The organism is Hyphomicrobium sp. (genome assembly GCF_036833075.1).
Taxonomy (GTDB): Bacteria; Pseudomonadota; Alphaproteobacteria; order Rhizobiales; family Hyphomicrobiaceae; genus Hyphomicrobium_C.
In genome coordinates this window covers 1-25066 of sequence record NZ_DAITQL010000022.1, presented here as the reverse complement: position 1 = coordinate 25066, position 25066 = coordinate 1, and the positions used below count along the sequence as shown (strand labels likewise).

Annotated in this window: 24 protein-coding genes; 16 read left to right on the top strand and 8 right to left on the bottom strand. The window is 64.8% G+C overall.

From position 1 onward, the window contains the following. Positions 1 to 90: 90 nt before the first annotated feature. From V7082_RS08800 to pqqA, 3 genes are all read right to left on the bottom strand, one after another. Positions 91 to 972: an aldo/keto reductase gene (locus V7082_RS08800; protein WP_334147750.1), complete on the bottom strand. Its 882-nt coding sequence runs from the start codon at positions 970 to 972 to the stop codon at positions 91 to 93. 194 nt (positions 973 to 1166) lie between these two features. Beyond that, a complete protein-coding gene (locus V7082_RS08795) occupies positions 1167 to 1430 on the bottom strand; it encodes a hypothetical protein (protein ID WP_334147749.1) in 264 nt (87 codons plus the stop codon). A gap of 91 nt (positions 1431 to 1521) precedes the next feature. Further along, positions 1522 to 1611, bottom strand: a complete 90-nt coding sequence (pqqA, locus tag V7082_RS08790) for a pyrroloquinoline quinone precursor peptide PqqA (RefSeq protein ID WP_334147747.1) — start codon at positions 1609 to 1611, stop codon at positions 1522 to 1524. A gap of 464 nt (positions 1612 to 2075) precedes the next feature. Between pqqA and V7082_RS08785 the strand changes: the two genes are divergently transcribed. From V7082_RS08785 to V7082_RS08775, 3 genes are all read left to right on the top strand, one after another. Further along, positions 2076 to 3512, top strand: coding sequence for a phenylacetate--CoA ligase family protein (locus V7082_RS08785; protein ID WP_334147745.1), 1437 nt, complete (start codon positions 2076 to 2078; stop codon positions 3510 to 3512). Between the two features lie 271 nt (positions 3513 to 3783). Continuing rightward, positions 3784 to 4266, top strand: a complete 483-nt coding sequence (locus tag V7082_RS08780; RefSeq protein ID WP_334147743.1) for a hypothetical protein — start codon at positions 3784 to 3786, stop codon at positions 4264 to 4266. Between the two features lie 51 nt (positions 4267 to 4317). After that, positions 4318 to 4680 carry a hypothetical protein gene (locus tag V7082_RS08775; RefSeq protein ID WP_334147742.1) on the top strand — a complete coding sequence of 121 codons (363 nt, stop codon included), beginning with the start codon at positions 4318 to 4320 and terminating at the stop codon, positions 4678 to 4680. Between the two features lie 133 nt (positions 4681 to 4813). On the opposite strand, the gene V7082_RS08770 is transcribed toward V7082_RS08775, so the two are convergent. Continuing rightward, the gene (locus tag V7082_RS08770; RefSeq protein ID WP_334147740.1) at positions 4814 to 5473 is read right to left on the bottom strand and encodes an MBL fold metallo-hydrolase; all 660 of its coding nucleotides are present in this window, start codon (positions 5471 to 5473) and stop codon (positions 4814 to 4816) included. A gap of 162 nt (positions 5474 to 5635) precedes the next feature. Here V7082_RS08770 and V7082_RS08765 point away from each other — a divergent pair, with 162 nt between their 5' ends. From V7082_RS08765 to V7082_RS08750, 4 genes are all read left to right on the top strand, one after another. Next, complete coding sequence (locus V7082_RS08765; protein ID WP_334147738.1) at positions 5636 to 6010, top strand: hypothetical protein; 375 nt, start codon at positions 5636 to 5638, stop codon at positions 6008 to 6010. Between the two features lie 106 nt (positions 6011 to 6116). Continuing rightward, complete coding sequence (locus V7082_RS08760) at positions 6117 to 6656, top strand: RNA polymerase sigma factor (RefSeq protein ID WP_334147736.1); 540 nt, start codon at positions 6117 to 6119, stop codon at positions 6654 to 6656. Positions 6657 to 6663: 7 nt separating this feature from the next. Next, on the top strand, positions 6664 to 7479 hold the full coding sequence (locus tag V7082_RS08755; RefSeq protein ID WP_334147734.1) for a hypothetical protein: 816 nt from the start codon (positions 6664 to 6666) through the stop codon (positions 7477 to 7479). A gap of 188 nt (positions 7480 to 7667) precedes the next feature. Beyond that, positions 7668 to 7922 (top strand): hypothetical protein, encoded by a 255-nt coding sequence (locus V7082_RS08750; RefSeq protein ID WP_334147732.1) that lies wholly within the window; start codon positions 7668 to 7670, stop codon positions 7920 to 7922. 84 nt (positions 7923 to 8006) lie between these two features. Here V7082_RS08750 and V7082_RS08745 read toward each other — a convergent pair whose 3' ends face one another. Together V7082_RS08745 and uvrB are read right to left on the bottom strand one after the other, a co-directional pair. Then, on the bottom strand, positions 8007 to 8660 hold the full coding sequence (locus V7082_RS08745; protein WP_334147730.1) for a DUF502 domain-containing protein: 654 nt from the start codon (positions 8658 to 8660) through the stop codon (positions 8007 to 8009). Positions 8661 to 8845: 185 nt separating this feature from the next. Further along, complete coding sequence (uvrB, locus tag V7082_RS08740; protein ID WP_442909771.1) at positions 8846 to 11824, bottom strand: excinuclease ABC subunit UvrB; 2979 nt, start codon at positions 11822 to 11824, stop codon at positions 8846 to 8848. 227 nt (positions 11825 to 12051) lie between these two features. Here uvrB and V7082_RS08735 point away from each other — a divergent pair, with 227 nt between their 5' ends. Together V7082_RS08735 and V7082_RS08730 are read left to right on the top strand one after the other, a co-directional pair. Further along, positions 12052 to 12357: a PsiF family protein gene (locus tag V7082_RS08735; protein WP_334147726.1), complete on the top strand. Its 306-nt coding sequence runs from the start codon at positions 12052 to 12054 to the stop codon at positions 12355 to 12357. Positions 12358 to 12680: 323 nt separating this feature from the next. Continuing rightward, on the top strand, positions 12681 to 12986 hold the full coding sequence (locus tag V7082_RS08730; protein WP_334147725.1) for a hypothetical protein: 306 nt from the start codon (positions 12681 to 12683) through the stop codon (positions 12984 to 12986). 124 nt (positions 12987 to 13110) lie between these two features. Here V7082_RS08730 and ada read toward each other — a convergent pair whose 3' ends face one another. Continuing rightward, complete coding sequence (gene ada, locus V7082_RS08725; protein WP_442909773.1) at positions 13111 to 14214, bottom strand: bifunctional DNA-binding transcriptional regulator/O6-methylguanine-DNA methyltransferase Ada; 1104 nt, start codon at positions 14212 to 14214, stop codon at positions 13111 to 13113. Between the two features lie 271 nt (positions 14215 to 14485). Between ada and V7082_RS08720 the strand changes: the two genes are divergently transcribed. Further along, entirely contained in the window at positions 14486 to 16660 is a 2175-nt protein-coding gene (locus tag V7082_RS08720) for a bifunctional diguanylate cyclase/phosphodiesterase (RefSeq protein WP_334147720.1), read from the top strand. A gap of 224 nt (positions 16661 to 16884) precedes the next feature. Here the strand turns inward: V7082_RS08720 and glpK are convergent, their stop codons facing one another. Beyond that, positions 16885 to 18384 (bottom strand): glycerol kinase GlpK, encoded by a 1500-nt coding sequence (glpK, locus tag V7082_RS08715; protein WP_334147718.1) that lies wholly within the window; start codon positions 18382 to 18384, stop codon positions 16885 to 16887. Between the two features lie 129 nt (positions 18385 to 18513). On the opposite strand from glpK, the gene V7082_RS21535 reads away from it, so the two are divergent. The 6 genes from V7082_RS21535 to darG all read left to right on the top strand — a co-directional run bounded on the left by V7082_RS21535 (position 18514) and on the right by darG (position 25017). Then, positions 18514 to 18867 (top strand): recombinase family protein, encoded by a 354-nt coding sequence (locus V7082_RS21535; protein ID WP_442909772.1) that lies wholly within the window; start codon positions 18514 to 18516, stop codon positions 18865 to 18867. Positions 18868 to 19185: 318 nt separating this feature from the next. Next, positions 19186 to 19362 (top strand): type IV toxin-antitoxin system AbiEi family antitoxin domain-containing protein, encoded by a 177-nt coding sequence (locus V7082_RS08710; RefSeq protein WP_334147716.1) that lies wholly within the window; start codon positions 19186 to 19188, stop codon positions 19360 to 19362. 273 nt (positions 19363 to 19635) lie between these two features. Beyond that, positions 19636 to 22203 carry a hypothetical protein gene (locus tag V7082_RS08705; protein ID WP_334147714.1) on the top strand — a complete coding sequence of 856 codons (2568 nt, stop codon included), beginning with the start codon at positions 19636 to 19638 and terminating at the stop codon, positions 22201 to 22203. Further along, positions 22169 to 23668, top strand: a complete 1500-nt coding sequence (locus V7082_RS08700) for a hypothetical protein (RefSeq protein ID WP_334147713.1) — start codon at positions 22169 to 22171, stop codon at positions 23666 to 23668. The genes V7082_RS08705 and V7082_RS08700 overlap by 35 nt, the downstream gene beginning before the upstream one ends. Before the next feature lie 18 nt (positions 23669 to 23686). Then, positions 23687 to 24289: a type II toxin-antitoxin system toxin DNA ADP-ribosyl transferase DarT gene (darT, locus tag V7082_RS08695; RefSeq protein WP_334147711.1), complete on the top strand. Its 603-nt coding sequence runs from the start codon at positions 23687 to 23689 to the stop codon at positions 24287 to 24289. Continuing rightward, on the top strand, positions 24289 to 25017 hold the full coding sequence (gene darG / locus V7082_RS08690) for a type II toxin-antitoxin system antitoxin DNA ADP-ribosyl glycohydrolase DarG (RefSeq protein ID WP_334147709.1): 729 nt from the start codon (positions 24289 to 24291) through the stop codon (positions 25015 to 25017). Before darT ends, darG begins: the two co-directional genes overlap by 1 nt. Positions 25018 to 25066: the final 49 nt, after the last annotated feature.

Sequence of the window (25066 nt, the reverse complement as noted above, 5' to 3'; positions counted from 1 at the left end):
GACGCAGCGAGAGCGCGATCGGGATCACGCTCTTTTTGATGGCCACGATGAGTCACTCTTCAGGGTAATAGGGCCTGAAGTGATTATGGCCTAAGCGGTCCCGTCCGCGGCCGCCTTGGCGAGCGCGCCGAGCTCGGCAACGTCGGCGTCGCTGAGCGCGATATCCGCCGCCCTGACGTTCTCCTCGAGGTGCTTCACCTTGCCGGTGCCGGGGATGGGCAGCATTACGGGGCTGCGCTTCAGGAGCCAGGCCAGCGCGATCTGGCTGGGTGAGACCGCGTGCCGCCTGGCGATCCCGTCGAGCACGGAGCCGGGTTTTGCGAGCGATCCCGCCGCCAGCGGGAACCACGGGATGAAGCCGATGCCCTCGGCCTCGCAGTAGTCGAGCGCGGCCTCGCTCTTGCGGTTGGCCAGGTTGTACTCGTTCTGCACCGTCGTCACCGTGAACACCTTCTGCGCCGCCTTGACCTCGTCCACGCCGACCTCGCTCAAACCGAGGTGACGGATCAGCCCTTCCTTCTGCATGGCCGCGATGGCTTCGAACTGCTCCGCCTGCGGCACCTTGGGGTCGACGCGGTGCAGCTGCCAGAGATCGATCCGCTCGATCCCAAGGCGCTTGAGGCTCCCCGTCACCTGCTGGCGCAGGTATTCGGGACGGCCGTTGGGGACCCATTGACTCGGCCCCGGCCGCGTCAAGCCGCCCTTGGTCGCGATCACGAGCCCCTTGTAGGGATGGAGCACCTCCCGGATCAACCGCTCGCTGACCTCAGGACCGTAGCTGTCGGCGGTGTCGATCAGATCGATGCCGAGTTCCGGCACGCGCTTGAGCGTCCGTTTCGCTTCCGCCGGATCGGCGGGCTCTCCCCAGACGCCTTGCCCGGTGATGCGCATGGCGCCGAAGCCCAGGCGGTGCACGGGAAGGTCGCCGCCGATCGCAAATTGCCCGGACCCGCGGGCGGAAAGCGTGCTCATGATGAGGTCCTTCGATTTTGGCTGAGGATATGCCTGCCGATGTAAGCACCCCGGCCCGGCCGCGCAACCGGGCCGCCGGGATGCTTCGCCGCGAGGCCGCGAGCCGTGATTGCCAAAAACGAAAAAAAGCGCCGGTTTCAGCAACCGGCGCCCTAGGTCGTGACCTGAGATCACGCGGGGGAGGGAGGAGATCGTCAGTTCGTGGCCGTGGACGCGGTCGGACGGCGGACGTCGACGGCGACGACGCGCGCCGTTCCGTCTTTCGTCGCGGTGCCGACCCATTTGCCGTCCTCGGTCTGGGTCAGTCCGGACACGTTCGTGTAGCCGATGTGCATGAGATGCTGGCGCGCCTGCACCTCGGTGAAGAGCGGCGCGAACGCGGGGCCGCTCTCGGCGGCGAGCACAGAAACGCTCGTGCCGACGGCAAGCGCCGCGGCCAGCGAAAGGATACGGATCATTGGGATCACCCTGGGGGTTGGAGGCGGTTTGAAGAGAAGAGAAAAGCGAGCCGGTGCCCGATGGGTGCATCGGCCCGCTGTCGATGGCTCGTCAGACGAGGTCGATGTCGGCCGGCAGATAGCTCGTGACTTCGAGGCCGACGTTCTGCTCGCGCACGTGGGGAGCGGTCCAGGTCTTCATGGCAGGTCTCCTGTCTGGTTCGCGGGGCTCGCGTCGAGCCGCCGTTCTGATGGCCAAGACATAGGAGGAGCTCGCGCCGCTGGCCAATCACTCCGCTTCACATGCCGGTGCGGGCAGCACACGCACGTCGTGATAGCGCGTGAGGTCACGCATCCGACGACCGGCGTGGAATGGCGGTCCGCCTCGCGCATGTGCCGCCCGACGTTCGCGGCCCTTGCGCCCGGGACCCGGACGGCAGGAGGTTCTGACCGGAGAGCCTGGAGGAGACGGAGGCGGCTCTTGTTCCGTGCGCGCGATCTCTTAAATGCGATATGACCCTTTGAATGCCGTATGAATGGGGGCGCGACTTGGAACTCAACGGACCCGGAGCGCGTCTCTTGGGACCGGAGCTCGTTTCTTCGGGCCTGTCGCGCGTCGGGCTTGCCGACCGGAGTGAGTGCACGAAAACCGACCAGGAGCCATGGATGCTAGGCCCGATCCGCTTCGCTGCAACGCTACAGGCCCTCTACCCGTTCTGGTGGAACGAAGCCAAGATCAAGGCCAAGCAGGAGGAGCGGCTGCGCGCGCTGCTCGCGCACGCGGTTCAGCGCTCATCCTATTACAGGCGTCGTTTCGCCGGCATCGACATCGCACGGTGCGCACTGGAGGAGCTTCCGACGCTCTCCAAGGCCGACATGATGGAGAACTACGACGAGCTGGTCACCGACCCTCGTCTCAAGAAAGCGGACTTGAGCGCCTTCGTCGATGATCCCAGAAACCTCGGCTCACTGTACCTGGGCGAGTACGGCGTGAGCCACACCTCCGGCAGCCAGGGTCAGCCGGCGCTCATCGTTCAGGACCAGCACGCGCTGAGCCTCATCTTCGCGGTACAGTTTGCGCGCGCGACCCGGCTCAAGCGGCGCTTCCTCCCTCACCTCGGGCGCTTCCTCAATCCCGCGCGCATGGCAGTGATGACGGTGAAGCCCGGTTTCTATCCGAGCGCGGCCGCATTCGCCTACATTCCCCGCTACCTCTCGCCGATGTTCAAAGTGCTGCGCCTCTCCTACTCCGACCCGATGGCCGACAACATCCGCCGCCTCGAACGCTTCCGTCCCGAGTACATCACCGGCTATGCGAGCGCGCTCGAAGCGCTCGGGCGCGAGGAGGCGGAAGGGCGCATGAACCTCCGCCGGACCGGGAGCCTGAAGCAGATCACCAACGTCGCCGAGCCTTTGACCGACGAGGCGGGCGCCTGGCTCGAGACGGTGTTCGGCGTCCATGTCGCCGACGAGTACGCCATGGGCGAATGCATGGTCCTGTCGTCGGGATGCATCGCCGGCCGCGGCGCCCACGTCAACGCCGACCTCGCCATCCTCGAGGTGGTCGACGAGCACAACAGGCCGGTGCCGCCCGGCGTCGAAGGCAGCAAGGTGCTCGTCACCAACCTCTACAATCACGTGCAGCCGATCATCCGCTACGAGGTGGACGATCGCATCACCATGAGCGCCACGCCGTGCGCCTGCGCGAGCCCCATGCCCCGCATCGCCCGGATCAGCGGCCGGACCAAGGACCAGCTCTGGATCGACGATGGCACCGGACAGCGCGAGGTGCCGTACTACGTCTTCCTCGTGCCGCTCCATCACGTGCTCGATCTCGCCGAGCACCAGATCGTGCAGACGGGAGCGCGCCGGTTCGTGGTGCGCCTCGTCCCGCTCCGCGGAAAGCGCCTCGACGGCGAACGCATCCGCGACCTCATCATGGAGCACGTGAGGGCCGAAGGGCTCGAATCCGAGATCGAGATCGAAATCGAGGTCGTCCCCGAGATCCCGCGCGGCCCATCGGGAAAGATCGCCCGCGTGAAAAACGAGTACGCGCTGTCGCAATCGGCGCGCCGGGCGACGCGGGAGAGCGCGAGCCCCTGAGCCACGGGCGCGGACCGTCTGCATGCGGACTGCGTGATCGTGACGCCCGGGCGGCGCGCTAGACCGGATGGATTTTAGAAAATATATAAAAATCAAATAAATAATAGAGCGACTCGATCGCCGGGATCCCAACGGGCCTCGCCCGCCGATGCGCCGGGCGACGCGCGAGGCCCAAGACACTGTTGCCCTGGAACCATCGCCAAACCCATCGATGATGCTAATGTTGCGCCGAGGTCGCGGTGGGAGACCAGCGGGGATCTGGAGGTTTGAGGTGACACGGACTTGGCTTGCCCTTGCATCCTGCGGGGCCATTGCGCTCGCCGTCGCGGCCGTGCCGGCCGAGGCGCTCGAGGGCACGTTCTCGGCACTCGACGGCGCATGGGCCGGCTCGGGCAGCGTTCGCCTCGCCAACGGCAAGAGCGAACGCCTGAAGTGCAAGGGCTACTACAATGCCAAATCGGGCAACAGCCTCGGCATGGCCATCAATTGCGGCAACGCCTCGTTCAAGATCAACATGCGCGCGGCCCTGAAGAGCGCCGGGGGCGCGATCAGCGGCACCTGGGAGGAACGCGAGTTCAACCAGACCGGAAACGTCAGCGGCCGGCACACGGCCAACGGCTTCAACCTGAAGTTCTCGGGCGCGATCTCGGGATCCATGAACGTCTCGATGACGGGCGCGCGGCAGACGGTGTCCATCTCCACCGGCGGCCCCGGCTTCACCGGCGTCAATCTTCAGTTCGCCAAGAGCGGCTGAGCCGCCGGCACGCACGCACTGCGACGCCCTTCAATCAGGAGAAACCCGACGATGTTTCGCCGCACTCGCTTCGCCGCCGCGCTGGCCGTCATCGCCGCCGCCGGCACCCTCGTGGGGACCGTCCTTCCGGCCGAGGCCGGGCGGCTCCTCCGCCGCCCAGCGGAGGGCGATGTCGCGGTCGCCGTCAGCCGTTTCGGCAACGGCACCGTGTCCGGCCCGGTCCGCTCCACGCGCACCGGTTACGAGGTCAGGACGCCGAGCGGCAACTGGATCGCATGCCGGCGCAGCTGCTCGGAGACGCTGCGCGTCCAGACCGTCGATCTCCACGAGAATAACCGCTCGATGACCGGCGTCGGCACGATGCAGAACGAATGCGGCATCTTCGGCTGCCTAGACTTCGGCCTGCCGCGCTGATCCGGCGGCCGTGCCGATCCGGACGCCTCACGCCAGCGCCTCGCCTCTGATGGAAATGAAGGGCGAGGCTCCAAGTTTTTTGTTTGACGCGTTTTCTTAAAGCGAAGTGGTTCCCACTGCGCTGGAAAACGCTTTAGCGCGGCAGGAAAGGATTGCTCCGGCGCTCCTCGCCGATCGTGCTCACGGGCCCGTGCCCGCAGATGAAGGTGAAATCGTCACCGAGCGGCAGCAGCTTGGTGGTGATCGCGTCGATCAGAGCGTCGTGATCGCCGTAGGGGAAGTCCGTGCGCCCGATGGATCCGCGGAACAGCACGTCGCCCATGAGGATCAGGCGGTTGGCGCGGTTGACCAGCACGACCGAGCCCGGCGAATGCCCAGGGCAATGCAGGACCTCGAAGACATGTCCCCCGATCGTAACCGTATCGCCCTCGTCGAGCCAGCGGTCGGGCGCCACGGGGCGCGCGGGAATGCCGTAGGCCGCGCCCTGCTTCTCGAGGTTGTCGAGGAGGAACCGGTCGGCGCCGTGCGGCCCTTCGATGGCGACGCCGAGCGCGGCCTTGAGCTCCGCCGCCCCGCCTGCGTGGTCGATATGGCCGTGCGTCAGCACGATCTTCTCGACTTCGACGCCGAGTTCGGTGATGGCGCGGCGGACGTCGTCGAGATCGCCGCCCGGATCCACGACCGCGCCCGTCTTCGTCGCCTCGTCCCACAGCAGCGTGCAGTTCTGCTGGAACGGCGTGACCGGGATGATGGCCGCCCTGAGGCTCCGGGTTTCGGTGGAAGACTGGGTCATGCGCGCGTGCATCGCCTCTCGAGGATCGGATACCCCTCCATAAAAGGTTTTGACGGCTGCGGCCAGCCTGGGGCCGCCCCCCGTGCTCCGGTGCGCGTGCTGACGCATCGCGGACCGGCGTGTAGGGTCCCGCCAGGACGGTGTTCGGGGAGAGCGTGAGGCATGCAACCGAGGGAGATGCGTTTCGCGCGTATCGACGGCACGGAGGTTCTGGTCGAGGTGAAATCCGCGACCGAGGCCAAGGCCGCGATCAAGGAGCTGCGCCACAAGAAGAAGGAGCTGGCGCTCCTGAAGCGCCGAATCACCAGCCAGGAGCTCCGCGCACGCCGCACCGTGGCGCGTGCCGAGGACGCGGCGAGACGCGAGGCGCGCCGGCGCGGACTCTTTGCCGCCCTGAGGCGCATCTCCCGCGTCTTCATCCGCAAAAAGGCCCTGCCCGACCTCAACGGCATCCGGCGAGACCTCGAGAAAACCGAGGAAATTCTGCACAATATCGAAAGCTGCATCATCCAGCTCGAAGGGCGCCTGCTGGGCTGATCCGCGGCGGGACGCCCCCAAAAAGCCACACGCGCCCCAAAAACACCGCGCTCAGGAATAATCAATGGGGGGTCGCGTTGTACCCAATAGTCGCGGGAGGGGGGCCGTGGTGGATGAAATCCAGTCGCGGATGATCCAGCTACTGCCGCGTCTGCGCAGATTCGCTCTTGCGTTGACCGGCGACAGAGACAAGGCCGATGACCTCGTGCAGGACACGTGCGAGCGTGCCCTCGCGCATCTGGACCAATGGAAACCTGGAACAAGTTTAGATAGCTGGATGTACCGTATTGCGCAAAACATATGGGTCGACCTTCACCGCGGCCGCAGAGCGCAGGGCGACCAGCGGCAGCTCGACGAGGTGGAAAATCTGGTCGGTATGGACGGCCGGGCCATCACGGAGAACCGACTCACCCTCGCCGCCGTGACCGAAGGCATCTCCCGGCTCCCGGCCGACCAGCAGGTGCTGGTCGCGATGGTGTGCGTCGAGGGCGTTTCCTACAAGGAGGCGGCAAGCGTTCTCGGCATTCCCATCGGTACCGTCATGAGCCGCTTGTCACGCGCCCGCCAGGCCCTTTACGCGGCCTTGATGGACGTTCCCGCCGCCGCGTCGCCGTCGCCAGTTCCTCTTTCAAGCCGAGAACGGTGAGAGCCACATGAGTCGAGTCTCCGATGAAGTCCTTATGGCTTATGCCGACGGCGAACTGACGCCCGAGGAGTGCCAGGCGCTCGAGCGGATGCTGCGGCATGATCCCGTCCTGCGCCAGCGCATGGAGCCCTTCATCCGGACGCGCGCCGAGCTTGCCTCGGCCTTCGGGCCGACGCTGCACGAGCCGGTTCCGGAACGCCTGATCGCTGCCATCCGCCGCGCACGCCCCCCGGCGCGCGCGAGCGCCGCTGGTCTCCCGTTCGGGGGACGGCTGGTCGATCTCGTGCGCCGAGCGGCAGCGGCCCTGATGCCGGACGGAATGACGCCCGCGTTGGCCGCGGGCGTGGCGGCACTCGTGGTGGCGGGCGCGGCCGCCGGCTGGATGGCCGGCCGCGGAGACCAGCCCGCATCGCTGATTGTCGCATCCGGATCGCATCTGGTCGCGGGCGAAGCCCTCGCCGAGGCCCTCGAGACAAACCCCAGCGGCACCGAATCGAGGTCCGACCGGGCCCGCGCATCCGTCGTTCCCGTGCTGTCGTTCCGGACCGCGGACAACACGGTCTGCCGCGAATATCGGGTCAGGACGGCGGAGGCGGATCGGGATTTCGCCGGCCTCGCATGCCGTGACGCCGCGGGCGCATGGCGTATCGCGCAGCACGTCGAAACGCCGAAGCAAGCCGCCTCGCCCGAGGGATACCAGACCGCCACCGGCGCCGGCATCGCCTCCATCGATGCAATGGTCGAGGCCATGATCAGCGGCGAGGCATTCGGGACGGACGACGAGACGAGGCTCCTCGCGACCGGCTGGCAAGGCGCACGATAAGTGTGACATCAAGAGGTTATTCCTAGTCGGACCGGGATCGGATTTTCCGACGGACCCCGGGGGTCCGTGGCTGTCGCGACACGGTCGGGGGTTATCCGCATGGATTTTTCCGGGTGTCTCAACCGTAAGGTTCGCCGCTTCCGCTTCTGCGTAAGGTGCGCGCGTCAACCGGGGATGGAGAAGCTGCCATGACTGCTTTCCGCTTTACGCTCGCGCTTGCCGCGTCTCTCACGCTCGGGAGCTTCGGCGCCGATGCGGCCTGTCGCAAAGCCGGCGGCGTGGCGCAGATGCCGACGCGCGCCGTGGCCGAATTCATGGCGGAAGCCGCGCTCAAGAATGCCATCGCCGATCACGGCTGGAAGGCGGCCGGGCCGATCTCCATGCAGTGCAAGGACGATACCTTCACGACGACCTGCACGGCACGCCGGCGGGCGTGCGACTGAGGCACTGCGACTAAGCGAGATCCGGCGCGAGGAAAGCCCGCAGGGGGCGGTGGCCGCCCCCGGCTCGGCTCGGTCTGCCTCGGCTCAGCCTGCCGATGCGCGCGCCGTCGTTCCCGCGCCCGTGGTGGGCGGCGTGATGCCCATCGAGACGTAGACGCTCATCAGCTCATCGATGCCGCCGTCCGCAGGCTCGATCCAGGCAGCGGGCACGTAAATCAGCGCGCCGCCGAAGGGGACCGGCGCCGACGGTACGAGCACGCCGAGATAATCCTCGCCACCGAAGCGGATCGGCGCCTTCGCGGGGAGCAGGGCGAGAACGGCTGCCCCCGGCTTGCCGCCGAAGAAGCACCATACGGGGCTCATGTTCTTGATGCTGTCGCCGTTCTTGGCGTCGACGATGGAGACGAACCGGCTCGAGACGTCATAGATGTTCGAGACCACGGGAATGCGGCGGATCAGCCGGTCGAAGAGCGTCGCAAACCAGGAGCCGATGCGCGAGTGGACCACGAGCCCGAGCGCGAACAGGCCCCCGACGACGAGCGCGAGGCCGATCAGATAGGGCGCGAGCTCGGACGCTTCCGCGCCGAAGCCGTGCGATATGAGGAAGCGGCCGAACCCGCTTCTCGGTCCGAGGTAGTGATAGACCAGCGAGAGCAGCCACCCCAGGATGAAGATCGTGAGCAGCAGCGGCAGGGCGGCCAGAAGGCCGGTCAGGAAGATGCGCCCGATTTTGCTCATGCAGCGTGTTCCCTCTCTCCCGGCTGACGGCATTCGCGCGCAGCGACCGCACCGTCTGCGACCGCTGGGGCGGCGTCAAGGTGTTCTCTGCCGGAAGCGATCGGCGGGGATGTGCAACCGGTGGGGCATCTCTGCATAGGGGCGCGATCGGGCGTCGCGCGGGGGCGTTCGGCGTGCGGGCCAAACTATTGTCCCGGCCGGCCTGTTTTGCGGGAGCGGCCTTTGCGGCGCTTCTGCTCGGTCTCGGTTTCGATCTCGCGCGTGATCGTCGGCTTTGGCGCATTGGTGAGGTCGGGCTTCTTCGGCAGCGGGCCGGAGGCTTTTTTCACCGCCAGCGACGCGTGCGGGCCCATCTCGTCGAGCGTCGGCTTGTGCGGGCCACGCACCCCTTCGCCGAACGCGCCAGCCTTCGTGCGCGGATCGATGTCTGGGCGGCGCGGGATGGCGCGGTCGGTACCGGGGCCCATGTCGTCGAGCGAGGGTTTGCGGACGCGTGACGACGGGCGCGATGCGGATTGCGCATAGGTCGGCTGCACCGGCTCGTAGTCGGTGGCGATGCGGGAGCGATTGTTCCCCTGGTCCGTGCCTGCTCCCGGTGCGCCGGCGGCGGGCGAGGGCGTTTTGCGTGCGGTTTTCGGCTCGGCGAGAACGTTGGCCTTGGCGCCGTACTTGCGCTCGCCCTTGAAGCTTCCGGCCTGGTCCTCGACGGCTGACTGGCGCGCGAGCGGATCATCGGCGACGGCAAGCTCGGTCTCGCGCAGCCGCTTGATCTCGTCGCGCAGCCGCGCGGCGGTCTCGAACTCGAGGTCGGCGGCGGCTTCGCGCATGCGCTGCTCCATGTCCTCGATGACGGCAGCGAGGTTGTGGCCGACCGTTGGGCTGTCGGCGAGGCCGGCGTCCACCGTAACGTGATCCTGCTCGTAGACGGACGACAGCACGTCCTGGATGTTGCGCTTGATGCTCTCCGGCGTGATGCCGTGCTCGGCATTGTAGGCCATCTGCTTTTCGCGGCGCCGATCGGTCTCGGCGATGGCGCGCTCCATGGAGCCGGTCATCTGCTCGGCGTAGAGGATGACCCGGCCGTCGACGTTGCGCGCCGCGCGGCCGATGGTCTGCACGAGCGAGGTCTCGCTGCGCAAAAACCCTTCCTTGTCGGCGTCGAGAATGGCGACCAGCGCGCATTCCGGAATGTCGAGGCCCTCGCGAAGAAGGTTGATGCCGATCAGCACGTCGAACGCGCCGAGCCTGAGGTCGCGGATGATCTCGATGCGCTCCAGAGTCTCGATGTCCGAGTGCATGTAGCGCACGCGGATTCCCGCTTCGTGCATGTACTCGGTCAGGTCCTCGGCCATGCGCTTGGTCAGCGTGGTGACGAGCGAGCGGTAGCCCTTCTTCGCCACCTGCCGCACCTCGTCCAGCAGGTCGTCGACCTGGCTCTTGGCCGGGCGCACCTCGACCGGCGGGTCGATGAGGCCGGTGGGGCGGATGACCTGCTCGGCGAAGCTGCCGCCGGTCTCGGCCAGCTCCCAGCCGCCGGGCGTCGCCGAGACGGCGACGGTCTGCGGGCGCATGGCGTCCCATTCCTCGAAGCGCAACGGGCGGTTGTCCATGCAGGAGGGAAGACGGAAGCCGTATTCCGCGAGCGTCGCCTTGCGGCGGTAGTCGCCGCGGAACATGCCGCCGATCTGGGGCACGGTGACGTGGCTCTCGTCGACGAACACGAGCGCGTTGTCGGGGAGATACTCGAACAGCGTCGGCGGCGGGTCGCCGGGATTGCGGCCCGTCAGATAGCGCGAGTAGTTCTCGATGCCCGCGCAGGAGCCGGTCGCCTCCATCATCTCCATGTCGAAGACGGTGCGCTGCTCGAGGCGCTGGGCTTCGAGCAGCTTGCCGGTGGCGTAGAGCTCATCCAGTCGCTGCTTCAACTCGGCCTTGATCGACTTGATCGCCTGCTGCAGCGTCGGCTTAGGCGTCACGTAATGCGAGTTGGCGTAGAGCTTGATCAGCGCCAGGTCGTCGGTCTTCTGGCCGGTCAGGGGATCGAACTCGGTGATGCTTTCCACTTCGTCGCCGAAGAGCGAGATGCGCCAAGCGCGGTCCTCGTAGTGGGCCGGGAACACCTCCACCGTGTCGCCGCGGACGCGGAAATTGCCGCGCACGAAGGCCGCGTCGTTGCGGCGGTAGTGCAGCGCCACGAGATCGGCGAGGAGCTGGTCGCGCGAGAGGCGCTCGCCGAGCTTCACCGCGAAGGTCATGGCCGTATAGGTCTCGACCGAGCCGATACCGTAGATGCAGGAGACCGACGCGACGATGATGACGTCGTCGCGCTCGAGCAGCGCGCGCGTCGCCGCGTGGCGCATGCGGTCGATCTGCTCGTTGATGTCGGCTTCTTTCTCGATGTAGGTGTCCGTGCGCGGGACGTAGGCCTCCGGCTGGTAATAGTCGTAATAGGAGACGAAGTACTCGACCGCGTTATCCGGAAAGAAGCTCTTCATCTCGCCGTAGAGCTGCGCGGCGAGCGTCTTGTTGGGGGCCAGGATGAGCGCCGGGCGCTGGGTCGCCGCGATGACCTGGGCCATCGTGAACGTCTTGCCCGAGCCCGTCACGCCAAGCAGCACCTGCGTGCGCTCGTTCTCCTGCACGCCGGCGACGAGATCGGCGATAGCGGTCGGCTGGTCGCCCCTGGGCTCGTACTCGGAGACGATCTCGAAGCGCCGCCCGCCTTCGCTCTTCTCCGGACGCTCGGGACGGTGCGGCGTGAACATGCGGCTCTCGCCGGACACCAGCGGGTGTGAGGCGATCATCGGCTGGCGGGCGAGGATCTCCTTCGCCCGGTCGGTGCGCTCGTGCGGTCGCGTGAGGATGGCGTTGAGGCTGTCGCCAAGGCTCTCGCCGGCGGCGGCGCGCGGCGGCAGCGGGCCTTGCTGGCGGAGCGCGGGAAGCGGCTTCCGAGCCCCTTCGGCCTCCAGCCGGGCCTGCTCGGCGAAATAGGCCGGCCCGAGTTCTCCCAACGGGCCGGCGGCCGTGAACGACATCTGCGGCGCCTCGCCGAATCCCGGCGTGCCGGCCGCCGTTTCCACCGGCGGCGCGGGGGGCTTGCCGGATCGCCCGCGGGACGGCCGCGGGGCCTTCGACGAACCGGACGATTTCGGGGGACGGGCCATGGGCGGAATATGGGGGACAACCGGACGGCGATCAAATGCGCATCGGCGCCCGCGCCCGTCGACTTTTGGCCGGCGCCTTACCAATCCGTACGGTCCCGGCAAGACGGGCGTGAGGATCGGAGCGTCTTATGGCGCTCGTCGGGCTCGGCGAGCTGCAGGGCCCGGCAGCCGCCCGTCGCGTCATGTTGGCGGCGGCTGATACCATTCAACCTTGCGAGGTTTTTCCAATGTCTAAACGTATCGCCCTTGTGATGAGCGCCCTTCTGATGGCGGCCGGCTCGGCCGGCGCCGCTTCGGCTGCAAACGCCCAAAAGGCCCCCCATGTCGGGCATCCGCACACGCAGGCGTCGCTGCAGTGCTCGGCGGCGGCCGACGCCAAGGGGCTCCATGGAAAGGCGCGTGCCGCTTTCCGTCGCGATTGCCTGCACAAGGCCGCGGCGCACAGGGCCACGTACCACAAGCCGGCCCCGACCAAGCCGATGCATCCCGCCACGACGCACTCGAAGAGCCACGCGCCGGCGGACAAGACCTGACCGTCTGCCTCCGACTGCATGCCGCGCATTTGTTTCCTCGATCCTTTGGCGGACCCGCCCGATGCGGGTTCGTTTTTTTTGCCCTCCTGCCGTGACCTCGCGAAAAGACCGGAGCCCCGGCCGGCGGCGTGAGAAAAACCGGGTTTCATCCCGGGCGTCCGGAGTGGCCCTGAGGACACACTTGCCGGAATTGGCGCCCACGGGCAGGCCCGGCGGGCGGTTGCGCCCTTTGAATGCCTCGATTCATGCGCCATGTTGCACGCATGTGTTCCGCGGGGCCCAAAGGTCGGGTGCGCGGGCGGATCGATCTGGATGGATGGGCGATGAGATCTTTGATAGTCGCTGCGGTCGCAGGTGTCGCGGTTGTCGTGGGCGCACAGGCCGCGCTCGCGTTCTCGTTCGAAAGCCAGGGCACCTCGCAGCCTTCGGCCCAGGCTGCGCCGAAGGCCAATGCCGCGCCCACGATCGGCTTCGGAGCGATGGACCCTAACTCGGTGCTGCCGCCGATCGGCGAGTCGATCTCCGACAAGGGCTTCGACTTTGGCCCCGGCGCCTTCAACAACGGCCTCGCTCGCCAGCCGACGCGGAGCGAGTCGGTCGGACCCGGATGGCTTTATCCGCCGCGCTGACGGACCTCGTGATCGCCGAACGGATGCGGCGGCGCTCCATAGCGGGGCGCCGTTTTCCGTTGAACGCCGTTTCCGTTGAAGAGCGAGGCGTCGCCGCGGCGCTGTCTGGCGCGGCGGCACGCCATCAAGGCGTCGCCCGGGACGCGTGGCTTTCGCGCTCGAGCAGCTTGCGCTTGCGTTCGACGCCCCAGCGGTAGCCCGACAGCGTGCCGTCGTTGCGAACCACGCGATGGCACGGAATGGCCACGGCGATCTTGTTGGCCGCGCAGGCGGAAGCCACGGCCCGCACCGCTTTCGGCATGCCGATCCGGCCGGCGATCTCGCTGTAGGTCGCGGTGGTCCCGGCCGGGATCTCCCGCAATGCCTGCCAGACGCGGTGCTGGAACGCGGTGCCGCGAACGTCGAGCGGCAGATCGAGCCCGGTCTCCGGCGCTTCCACCAGCCCCACGACCTTTGCCATCACGTCCTCGAAGGCGCGATCGCCGCCGATGAGATTGGCTTTCGGAAAGCGGTCCTCGAGATCGTGCACGAGGGCTTCGGGGTCGTCGCCGAGCAGGATCGCCGCGATGCCCTTGTCGCTGGCTGCAACCAGGATCGAGCCCAGCGAGCATTCGCCGACCGCGAAGCGGATCTCGGCGTTGGCGCCGCCGGAGCGGAAATCCGTTGGGGTCATGCCGAGGGCGCCGGCGGACCCGGCATAGAACCGTCCGCTGGAATTGAACCCGGCCGCGTGGATGGCTTCGGTCACGGATGTGCTCCTCTTCAAGGTCTCGCGCACGCGCTTCTGGCGATGCGCGACGGCGTAGGCTTTGGGGGTGAGGCCGGCGACGGCCTTGAACACGCGATGGAAGTGGTACGGGCTGAGGCCCGTCGCGCGGGCCAGCGTGGCGAGCGTGGGCGCCTCCTCCGCCTCCTCGATCAGGCGGCACGCCTCGGCGACCTTCGCCGCATAACGATCGTGCAGCGACGGCTCGTTCGGCCGGCAGCGCCTGCAGGGACGGAAGCCCGCGCGCTCTGCGTCTTCGCACGTGGCATGGAAGGCCACGTTCTCGCGCTTCGCCAGCCGCGCAGGGCACGACGGCCGGCAATAGACGCCGGTGGTCGCCACGGAATAGTAGAACATGCCGTCGAAGACGCGGTCGCGGGTGCGGACGGCGTTCCAGTACGTCGTCTCGGCGCGCGTGTGCCCGGCCTCGGCGGGTCGGCGCCGGTCGGAGAGCCTCTGCATCTTTCGGTCTTTCTTCATCGCGGATCATTTCGAAAGATAGGCCGCCGGCGCCGGGTCTTCACTCCGATCCTTGCTTTCAAAACGGCACGTTTCGATTTTTTTTTCGGCGGTACGAAGTCGGAATCCATGGCCAGCGTTCTGCCGGGCAGCCGGCCCAGTCTGTGCCTCAAGGCAGCCAGTTGCCGCGCCAGGACCGCGGTATCCGGGAAAAGACAGGCCGGTCGGCAGTTATTAGCGATTACAAATCCTTAAGAGCCAACCTGTAAGGTCCGTGACCGGAAGCCGCAATGCGAAAGAAGCCGGTTGGGTGATGCGCTTATATGGCTGGACGTTCGCCTTGACCGTGGGAGTGCCGCTCGTTCTGGCCTCTGCCGGTGTGAGCCTGCTCTCTTACGATCTCGTGTCCCAGGTCTCCACCGGGGCCAACCAGGCCGACAATGACCGCAGCCGGGAAGTGGTGCATTCGGCCTTTGCGGCTGCAAAAGCCCAGATGCGGCAAACGGTTCTGGACAACGCGTTCCGCGATGACGCCGCCAGAAATGTCTATCCGCAAACCTCGTCAAAATGGGTCGCAAAGACATGGGCGGTCGGCACCTATGAAGCCGGGATCTACGACGCGTTCCTGATCGTCGAAGGCTCTTTGGGCTATGCGGTCGAGGGCTACCTGAAGGGAAAGCCCTTCCTTCCGGACACGTCAACGTACTTCAAAGGCCTGGACGTCCTGCTGGGTGGCCTGTCCACAGACACAAGCAGAACACAGGCGGCAGCTTCGGTCATGGAGGTGCCGGGCGGCTTAGCCCTCGTCGCTGCGTCTCCCATCCTGCCGACCTCGAAGGATATTCCGGTGCCGCAAGAAAAGCGGTACCTCGTCCTTATCGAGTATCTCGATGCAAGCTTTGTCGAAAACCTCGGTGACGAATACGTTCTCGATAACCTGCGCCTCGAGCCTCTATCTTCGACGTTTGACGGCTACTTGGTGTCCGGGGTCTACGGCGCTCCCGTTGCAAAGGCCGTTTGGGATGAAAGACGTCCCGGCGACCAGGCGCGCTCATTGGCAATGAACAAGGCTTTTGCCGCCGTAGGACTCCTGCTCCTTGTCATGGCTGGTATCGCGGCCTTGTGCTGGCGCCTCGTGCGGAGCCTTGCCGAGCGGGAGGACAGCGCGCGAAAAGACGCAAACCACGACGCCTTGACCGGTATCCTAAACCGGCCCGGCCTGTTGACGACATGCGGCGGACCCTCGGCGTTGCCTCATGCCGTCGTGTTCATCGATCTCGATGGCTTCAAGCATGTCAACGACTCGTACGGGCATTCCGCGGGCGATGAGCTGATCCGCATCGTCGCCGCCGGCTTCGCTGAGTTATCAGGGAAGCAGGCCCTTGCAGGGTTGGCACGCGTCGGCGGCGACGAGTTTGCCGCCGTGTTTTCCGGGGCCTCTGCCCTGGAAGATGCCAGGGCGTTTGCGGACGATGTGTTGGCATTCGTCGCCACGCCTTTCAACCTCAATGGCCGAAAAGCTCCGATAGGAGCCAGCATCGGAATTGCCTCCTCCGACGGCACCTTGGGCTTTCAGGAACTGCTTCGCCGCGCCGATGTTGCCATGTACCGCTCGAAGGAAAACGGCAAGAAGCGGATTACCGAATATGTCTCCGACCTGGACAAGGAAACCAGCGAGAACTGGGACATCGCCGAGGAGTTGCGCGCGATCATCCGGGAAGGCGCCATCGAGGTCCGCTACCAGCCCATCATGTGTGCCCGCAGTAACCGCATGGTCGGGGTCGAAGCGCTGGCCAGATGGCCCTCATCGTCGCCGAGGCAGGTTGGCACAGAACGCTTCATTGCCGTTGCGGAGCAGAACGGCCTCATTGACGATCTTGGAGACATTGTCCTTTCCAAAGCCTGTCACGACGGCCTGGCATGGCCGGACCTCAAGATTGCCGTAAACATTTCACCGGTTCAGCTGAAGAATGAAAAGCTGGTGGAGCGCACGCTCGCAACAATCAGCGCAAGCGGCATCGACGTGCGCCGCGTTGAGCTCGAAATCACCGAAAATGCCCTTCTCGATGACGTTCAGCGCGCCAATGCCGTTTTCAAACAATTCCGTGAGAACGGTCTCTCAATAGCACTGGATGATTTCGGCGCCGGCTTCAGCAGCATCTCCTACCTGAAACTCTTCTCCTTCGACAGGATCAAGATTGACCGGTCTCTCGTCGATGCGATGGAAACGGATTCCACCAAACGCAGTCTCATTCAAGGAACGATGGTGATTGCCGACGGGCTATCGATGGTTGTGACTGCCGAGGGCGTGGAGACTGCCGCTCAACGCAGGCTTCTCTCCATGCTCGGCTGCGGCAACCTTCAGGGCTATTTCTTTCACCGCCCGCTTGAGCGAAGCGCGATTTCGGCCCTCATCAACCGGCCCCGGAAGCAATCCAGCGTGGCGTAACTTGTCTCCGCATCCGAACTGACGAAACGCCGCGCACGGTAGCTCACGAGCAGGGGAGCTCACCATAATCCCGCACCAGGCATATGAATGTTTTCGCGCGCGTCCCTGTTGCCGTCTTTCGGGCGCCAGATGAGTGCGGCAAGCCATCAGGATCCGATTTATTCTCCGGGCTCCACCATGTCATCGACCTAAATACTGACCCAGCGAATGGGAGTTGGGCGAGGCTATAAGACCGGCGCGCGGCTTAGCGTGCGGACAACCGCATCCCGCCACAGCGCCAGCCGGCGCACTCGCTCCTCCTGCGCCATGCTTGGCGCGAAGCGGCGATCGAGTGCCCAGGTTTCCGCGAACTGATCGGGCGCGGGGTAGAGACCAGCCTGAAGTCCCGCGAGATAGGCAGCACCAAGCGCGGTGGTCTCACGTACAGTCGGCCGGTCGACGGGGGCACCGAGCACATCGGCCAAGCGCTGCATCGTCCACTCGGAGTCGACCATGCCTCCATCGACGCGCAGCACCGTCTCTCCCGGGCTGTTCCAGTCGCGCCTCATGGCGTCAACGAGATCGGCGGTCTGGAAGCAAACGGCCTCGAGCGCCGCACGCGCCAGCTCGTTCGACCCCGTGGCGCGCGTGAGCCCGAAGATGGCGCCGCGCGCTTCGGCGTCCCAGTAGGGCGCGCCAAGCCCGACGAACGCCGGCACCAGGATCACCTCCTGCGCGGGATCGGCCCGCTCGGCCATCGGACTGGCCTCGGAAGCCGAGGCCAAGATGTGCAGCCCGTCGCGCAGCCACTGAACGGCGGCGCCTGCAATGAAGATCGAGCCTTCTAGCGCGTAGGTCGTCTCGCCACCGAGCCGGTAGCCAATCGTGCTGAGAAGCCGGCTCTTCGAGGCCACGGCCTCGCGACCGGTGTTGAGCACGGCGAAGCAGCCGGTGCCGTAGGTCGATTTCATCATGCCAGGCTGGAAGCAGGCTTGCCCGACGAGGGCGGCCTGTTGGTCGCCGGCGATCCCTAAGATCGGGATCGGGCCGCCAAAATGCTCTGGTGCCGTGCTGCCGAAATTGGCGGCACAGTCGCGCACGTCGGGCAGCAAGTTCATGGGCACACCGAATATCTTGCAAAGCCTCGGGTCCCACGCGTTCCTGTGAATGTCGAACAGGAGTGTGCGCCCGGCATTGGTGGCGTCGGTTGCGTGCTCTGCGCCTGCGGTCAGTCGCCAAAGCAGGAAGCTGTCGATCGTGCCAAAGGCCAGTTCACCGCGCTCAGCCCGCTCGCGCGCGCCCGGCACGTGGTGCAAAAGCCACCCGATCTTGGTGCCGGAGAAATAAGGATCGAGCAGCAGTCCGGTGGCGGACGAAACGCGTGCTTCATGCCCGGCATCCTTCAGGCGCTGGCAGGTGTCGGCGGTGCGGCGATCCTGCCAGACGATAGCGCGATGGATCGGCCGGCCCGTGGCGCGCTCCCAGACCACAGTCGTTTCGCGTTGGTTGGTGATGCCGATGCCGGCGATGTCGCGCGCCGTGAGCCCAGCTTTGGCGAGGGCCGCTCGGGCGGTTGAGAGCACAGTGCGCAAGATGTCCTCGGGATCGTGCTCAACCCAACCCGGCGCGGGGTAGTGTTGCGGCAGTTCCTCCTGTGCGATGGCAGCGATCGTCATATCGGCACGAAATACGACCGCTCGCGACGACGTCGTCCCCTGGTCGATAGCGAGGACATGACTCGTCATGGTTCGCAATCCCCTTGGCAGCAGAGCTTCGGCTGCAGGACTGTAGCCGACCCGGCCCAGAGGTGCATACGGTCCTGGAAATGAGCGCGTGCGGACCTCGATGGTCCCTATAGAACGTCGAAGTAGGCCCTGAGCGCAACGAGCTCAGTAGGACCATCGAGTGCACCTGGTCGCCTGATGTTTCATGTGCTGGGAGCGCTGGCTGAGTTTGAGAGATCTTTGATCGTGGAGCGAACCACAGCAGGCTTGGCATCTCCGCGGGCGCGAGGAAAAATCCTCGGTCATCCACGCAAGCTCTCGTCGCAGGAGATCGATGCGGCGGCAGTCGACACGGCCCAATCCACCCGGTCACCGCCTGATGTTGCCCGGTCGCTATCCGTGTCGACGTCGACGCTCAGGCGAGCGCTGCAAGAGCGAACGCCGAACACGACGCGAAGGGTTGCGAAAAGCTCGAAAATCCGGAGAGACAGCGAAGGTTTTTGAGTGGCAGTGAAGACCAACAAGGGGCCGCGAGCGGCGTAGAGCGTACGGGTAGCGGCGTGTAATTATGGATCGAGCGGGGGAGAACCCCGACACGGGTGTAAGGGGGCTATTCAGCGGCGCCCAAGGCATCGAACAATGAGCCATTGATTTTAAATGTAAAAATGGCTCGCCGCGACCGTAGAAAATGAGAACTACGAAATCACGATTCCCCTACGAAGGGCCACGCCGGGGCAACCGAAACTACGCAAACGTGACCGGGACCGGGCTGAGGCCATTCGCCTTGCTGGCGGACCAAAGCCAACTTTGAGGGAGCGGGCTGTGGCGTTGGCTCGCGAGCGGGGCGAGGTCCAGACGGCCGAACTGAGCGCGATCGGGATTCCCCGCTGCTATCTCTCAAAGATGTGCATCGAGGGGCTCCTCGTCAAGGTCGGCTATGGTCGGTATCGCGCAGCGGGTACAACCGAGGGCTTTTCTGATCCGACGATGTCAGAGTGAGGCTGCTGTTGCCTGCTGTGCAATAAGGGTGCTGAACGGGCGCATGTCGGAGTCGAACTCACTACTCTGACAGCTATCAGAACCCACGGCCGTAGCGCTGAGACAGCGAGCCGCCGGCACTTGTTGCTGAGGCGGCCATCATTGTTCCGTATCAGAAGCCCGCGCATTTGCTCGGCCCCCGCGTGTCTATCCCCAGCAATCTGTTGGCAACCTCCAGATCGGGAAGTGCCGAACCGGAACGAATCAAGCACACTCCTCGCAAGGAGATCTGCCATGACCTTGCACAGAGAGGCCGTCTCAACGCTCGCGCCGCTGTTCCGCGCCCCTGATGAGCCGCGTCCCCTGATCCTGCTGGGGGCGGGGGCTTCGTTTCGCTCCGGCGTGCCGACGGCTGCAGAGGCCGTCAAGCAAATCGCCCGGCTCGTCTACTCGGAGCGGCAACTCGCTGGCGCGCGGCCCCCCGAGCGGGTGAAGCCCGGAGAGTGGGAGCCCTGGCTGCAAAGCTTTCCATGGTTCATCCATGGCGCTGACCGGCTGGCAGAGAATTTCCCGCTTGTCGTCGATCACCTGCTGCGGCCCGCCGAGTTCCGCAAGCGTGTCCTGACCGAGCTGATGCGCCCGCAAAACGAAATCAGCGCCGGATACAATGTCTTGTCCAGCTTCGTCATGCGCGGCCTCGTCAGCACCATGCTGACAACGAATTTCGACCCTTGCCTGCCCGACTCGCTGAAGGCGCGCCAGCCGCACATCCGCACTATCCACGAGGTCAACCGCAGTCCTGGCGACACTGCCCAGTTCGGCGTTTTCAACAAATGCCAGATCGTCTGGTTGCACGGACGCGCCGAGCACTATTCCGACAGAAATGCGTCGGGCGAGGTCGCGAGCGCCGACGCCGCGCTCGTCGGTTTGCTCCGCCCGCTTCTCGACGGCGCTCCGATCATCGTCATTGGCTATCGTGGTGCCGAGCCTTCAATCATGGAAGGGCTCTTCGGGCAGAACAAGGAGGGCAGACTCGATTTCCCTCACGGTATCTACTGGTGCATCCGCCGCGGCGAAACTCCCCATCCTTACGTCGAGGCGCTTGCGCGTCGAGTTGGGGCCAACTTCCGCTTCGTCCAGATCGACGGCTTCGACGAACTGCTCCTCGCGCTCGACAAGGAGCTTGAGGGAGAAGATCGCTACAGCTCGCAGGCCGCTCTCGCGAGCCAGTCCCGCCGCATACCGGCCTTCGACGAGCGCGTCGTTGACGGCGCGGCGCTAGACGACATCGACCTCGATCTTGCCCTCACGGTAATGCGCGAATACTGCGTCAAGCTCAAGCGCGCGCCCGTCACCCGCGAGACGCTTACTCCTCTGATGCGCGAGCAGGGCTTGCTCGTATATGAAGGAGGCACGGACAAAGTCACCGCCGGCGCGATCCTTCTCTTCGGCAAGAATACGCAGGCATTCTATCCGCATGCCGCGATAACGCTTACCGAGGCGGGTAAGAAGCGCGAGCTGTTCGAGGGCAACCTCATCGCGCAGCACCGGGCCTTGCTCGCCAAGTTGGAGAGCGCGGACGTGAATCCGCCGCTCAAGGTCAAGAAGCGGCGCCAGCACGATGAGCGCAGCGCATACCCGCCGCGCGCGCTCGTCGAGCTACTCGTCAATATGATCGTCCACCGCGACTATGACGTGCACGAGCCGGCGCGCATCGACATCACGCCTAGCGCAGAGATCGCGTTCTCCAATCCCGGCGGCCTCACGCAAAAGGTCGCGCGGCTCGTCACGCTCGGCGATGACGGCCGCTTCACGCTGACCGAGAGCGTTTCGGATACTCGCAATCCCGCTCTTTGCGACATCTTCTTCGGCATGAGCGCTATGGAGCGGGAAGGCACGGGGCTGATCGATGTCGGCCAGCTCATGACGGGATGGGGCGGCGCGTCGGCCTTCTACCATCATGGCGTCGAAGGCTGGTTCGAGGCCCGGGTGGCGCAGCCGCAGGCTTCCGCCGGCTCGCAGACGGTTGCGCGTTCCGACGTACCGACCGGCATCTATGTGCTCAACACGCTGCCGTTCAGCGTCGTGCCCGAAACGATCTCCATAGTGCAGCTTGCGAAGCCATGGGAAGATCTCTCGCGAAATGTCGATTTCTCCGAATGCGGCACGTTCATCGTTCGCGGCTCAGAGCTCTGGAGCTTCACGCCGCTTCCGGTTTTCGCCGGACTGATCGGCCCCGTGATGGACCATGAGGTCAGCGTGACTGTGGCCCGCGAACACGTTGAAGCATCAGAGGATTCAAAGCGCGTTCTGTCGTGGCTGCTGCGCAAGCATTGGGAGCGTCATCTGCGCGGCTTCGCCGAACAGGGCCTCGTCCTTGAAGGCAGGAAAAAGCACCGCGCCTATTTCGAGGCGAAGGAGGGCGGCCTCAACCGGCTGATCGCATGGGACAGTCGACAGCGGCGCGGGAACAAGCGTGAAGTCGCGAAGAAGCGCGGCGAGGGATACCGCGCCTGGTTCGAAAACGAGGGCTTCGGCTACGACATCGTCGAATTCGGTGGGCAGTGGGGCGTGCGCATCAAGCCATTCTACATGTTCACCGGCCGCGACGGCAAAAAGCCGCTGCCGTCTTTCGCCCGCGCGGCAAAGGCGACAAGCCGCGTGAAGTTCGACCGCAACAAGAACGTCGAGGCCGACCTATCCTTCTGGAGCAGTTTCCTGGGGCGGGGCGGCGAAACCATCAACATCGGCGGCCGGCACGTCGATGATCTGCTGCTCGACGCCGCGTTCCTCACCGTTGAAGTGCCGGAGATTGGATTGATCGGGGATGAGCCTGAACATCAAAATCGAATGCCTGCCTGAACCGGCGCTATTGTTCGGACACGGCGAAACCGGGCCCGATCCCCGGCGTACCATGGCAAAGGCCGGGGCCGTCGATACGGCTGTCAAAGACATCAGCCTTGCGCTTGTCGGTGCGGCCGAAGACGTAGTCCTTGCCCGCCGGTGGCTCGCCCGGCTCAACGGCTTTGCCGTCGCCCGCGAAAAGAACGCGCGCCGCTACCGCGACTGGCCCGGCGCCAAGCGCGCGCTCGGCGTCAACTTCGTCGTAGAGGATCGGTTCGTGCGGCCGCTCGACGATGAGCGCCTGAAGTTCGCCATGAACCGTCCGTCACTGCCAGAGCGGTTCGAGGACCTGCTCGATCTTTTCGACGCCAAGATCCAGACGTTCTTCGGCGATACGCGTCCGGACTGTATCGTTGTCTGTTTGCCTGACGAGGCGGCCGACATGCGGATCAGCAATCCGCGGCTGTCGCCGAACGAGCGCCATGCGCTGGAGCGCCTGCAGCGCGAGGAGGAGCAAGACCAGCTCTCTCTCTTCCAGCCGGACCCGGAGGAGCTGAAGGCAGCCGAGGAGCTTCGGACGCAGGCGGAAGATCTTTTGTTCCGCACGTTCTACCGCGCGCTCAAGGCAAAGATCATGACGCACCAGAACCCGGTGCCGATCCAGGTTCTGCGCCGCGAGACCTACATGCGTCCGGACAATGAAGGACAGAGCGTTGCGACGCGGGCATGGAATCTCGCGACCTCACTCTATTACAAGGCCGGGCACGAGCCGTGGCGTCCGGCAGGCTTGCCTGCAAACACGTGCTTTATCGGTATCTCGTTTCACCACTTGAAGCGCCGCGAAGGCGATGTCGTCTACGCCAGTGTGGCGCAAGCGTTCTCCAGCGATGTGGAGCCATTTGCGCTTAAGGGCGCGACGCTCCCACACGATCAACGTCATAACCGCCAGCCCTACATGACGGAGCGCCAGGCAGCGGACCTCATGAACGATGTGCTCGACAAGTATAAGGAGCTTGCGGGCGTCGCTCCGGCGCGTGTCGTCGTCCACAAAACTACAATGTATCACAGCGAGGAGGAGGCCGGTTTCAGAGGCGCGGCCGAGGCGCGGGTCCCAGTGTGCGATCTCATCTGGATGCGCAGCACGGCGTTCCGCCTCATCAGGCGCGGCACGCAGGAACCGTGGCGGGGTACGCTATGTTCTGTGGGCAATGAGACATATCTATTCACCAGCGGCTATGTGCCGTGGTGGGAAGAATATCCGGGGCCTCACATTCCCGCGCCGCTGCAGATCGGTGCGTGCGGTCCGACCGATATCCGCCAGCGCGCCTCTGAAATTCTTGCACTGACCAAGATGAACTGGAACTCAAGCGAAGGCATCGGGCGGCACCCCATCACCGTCTCGTTCGCGCGCAAGGTGGGACTGCTTATGACGGAGCTTTCCGACAATCAGGTGCCTAACCCCTCATACCGCTACTACTCGTGAGCGAGGAGGCGGGACCACGTGGCGCTGGAAGCGACCCTCGACCACCTTCTGCACAACGTGCTCGCTGCCGCAGCGGACTACGAAGCTGCCGAGCAAGCTTTGACACAGGCCTACAAGGGAGACTCAGCTCCTGCTGCGTGGGAAGCGGCGGCGCGGGCGGCAAAGCGCCGTGCCGCGGAGGTCGCCATCGCGATAGACGGGCTCACATTCTCGCCGATGATGTACAATATCAAGACGGGGTGGGCCGGAATTCGGAAGCGGGACAATGATGAAATTGTCATCATTGTATCGTCGCTTCGAACACTTCATGCAGCGAAGCTTTCATTCCTCTTCACAGATCGGCATGCATATCTCGCCGCCGCCCGGTTTTTTTCCGACCTAGCGCGACTGGATCAGATCGACTGGGAGATGCTGCAGCGTCGGGATTTCCGCAATGATCCTGACGACCCATCGAAGATGGAGCGTTATCAGGCCGAAGCTCTTGTTCACAAGTATGTGCCGCTCGACGCGCTATCGGGCTTCGTCTGCTACAGTGACGAGGTACGCGAATCTTTGGCTAAAGCATTGGCTGAACGCAAGCAGACCATGAAGGTGGTCAAGAGACCGAGCTGGTACTTCTGATGGAATTCACGCGTGGCAATCTATTCGACGCCAAGGTCGACGCACTAGTCAACACCGTCAACACGGTCGGTGTGATGGGCAAAGGTATTGCCTTGATGTTCAAGGAAGCGTTCCCAGAGAACTTCAAAGCTTACCAAGCCGCATGCAAGAAGAAGGAGGTTCGGGTTGGTCGCATGTTCGTGACCGAGAACCCCTCCTGGCTCGGCCCGAAGTGGATCATCAATTTTCCGACAAAGGAACATTGGCGTGGTAGCTCAAAGATGGAGTGGGTTGAGAGTGGTCTTGAGGATTTGAAGCGCGTCATCCTCGAGAAGAACATTCGGTCGATTGCGATCCCACCTTTGGGCAGCGGTAACGGTGGCCTCAACTGGGCCGACGTACGACCGAAAATAGAAGCGGCGCTTAGTACGCTGACTGATGTCAGCGTGATTGTGTATGAGCCTGTTGAGCAGTATCAGAACGTCTCCAAGCGCTCGGGCGTTGAAAAGTTGACGCCAGCACGTGCGCTGGTGGCCGAACTCGTGCGGAGATATTGGATTCTCGGCATCGAGTGCTCGTTGCTTGAAGTTCAGAAGCTTGCGTACTTTCTGGAACGCAGCATTCAGGCGCTGCATCTGCCAAATCCGCTCGATCTCCGCTTCCAGGCCGACAGGTACGGTCCCTATGCCAGTCGTTTGGCTCACTTGCTTGATGGGCTTGATGGCAGCTACCTCCATTGTGGTAAGTGAACCGCCCCGGGTTTGCCGGAGGCTCCAACTCTTGAGAGACTGGAGCCAT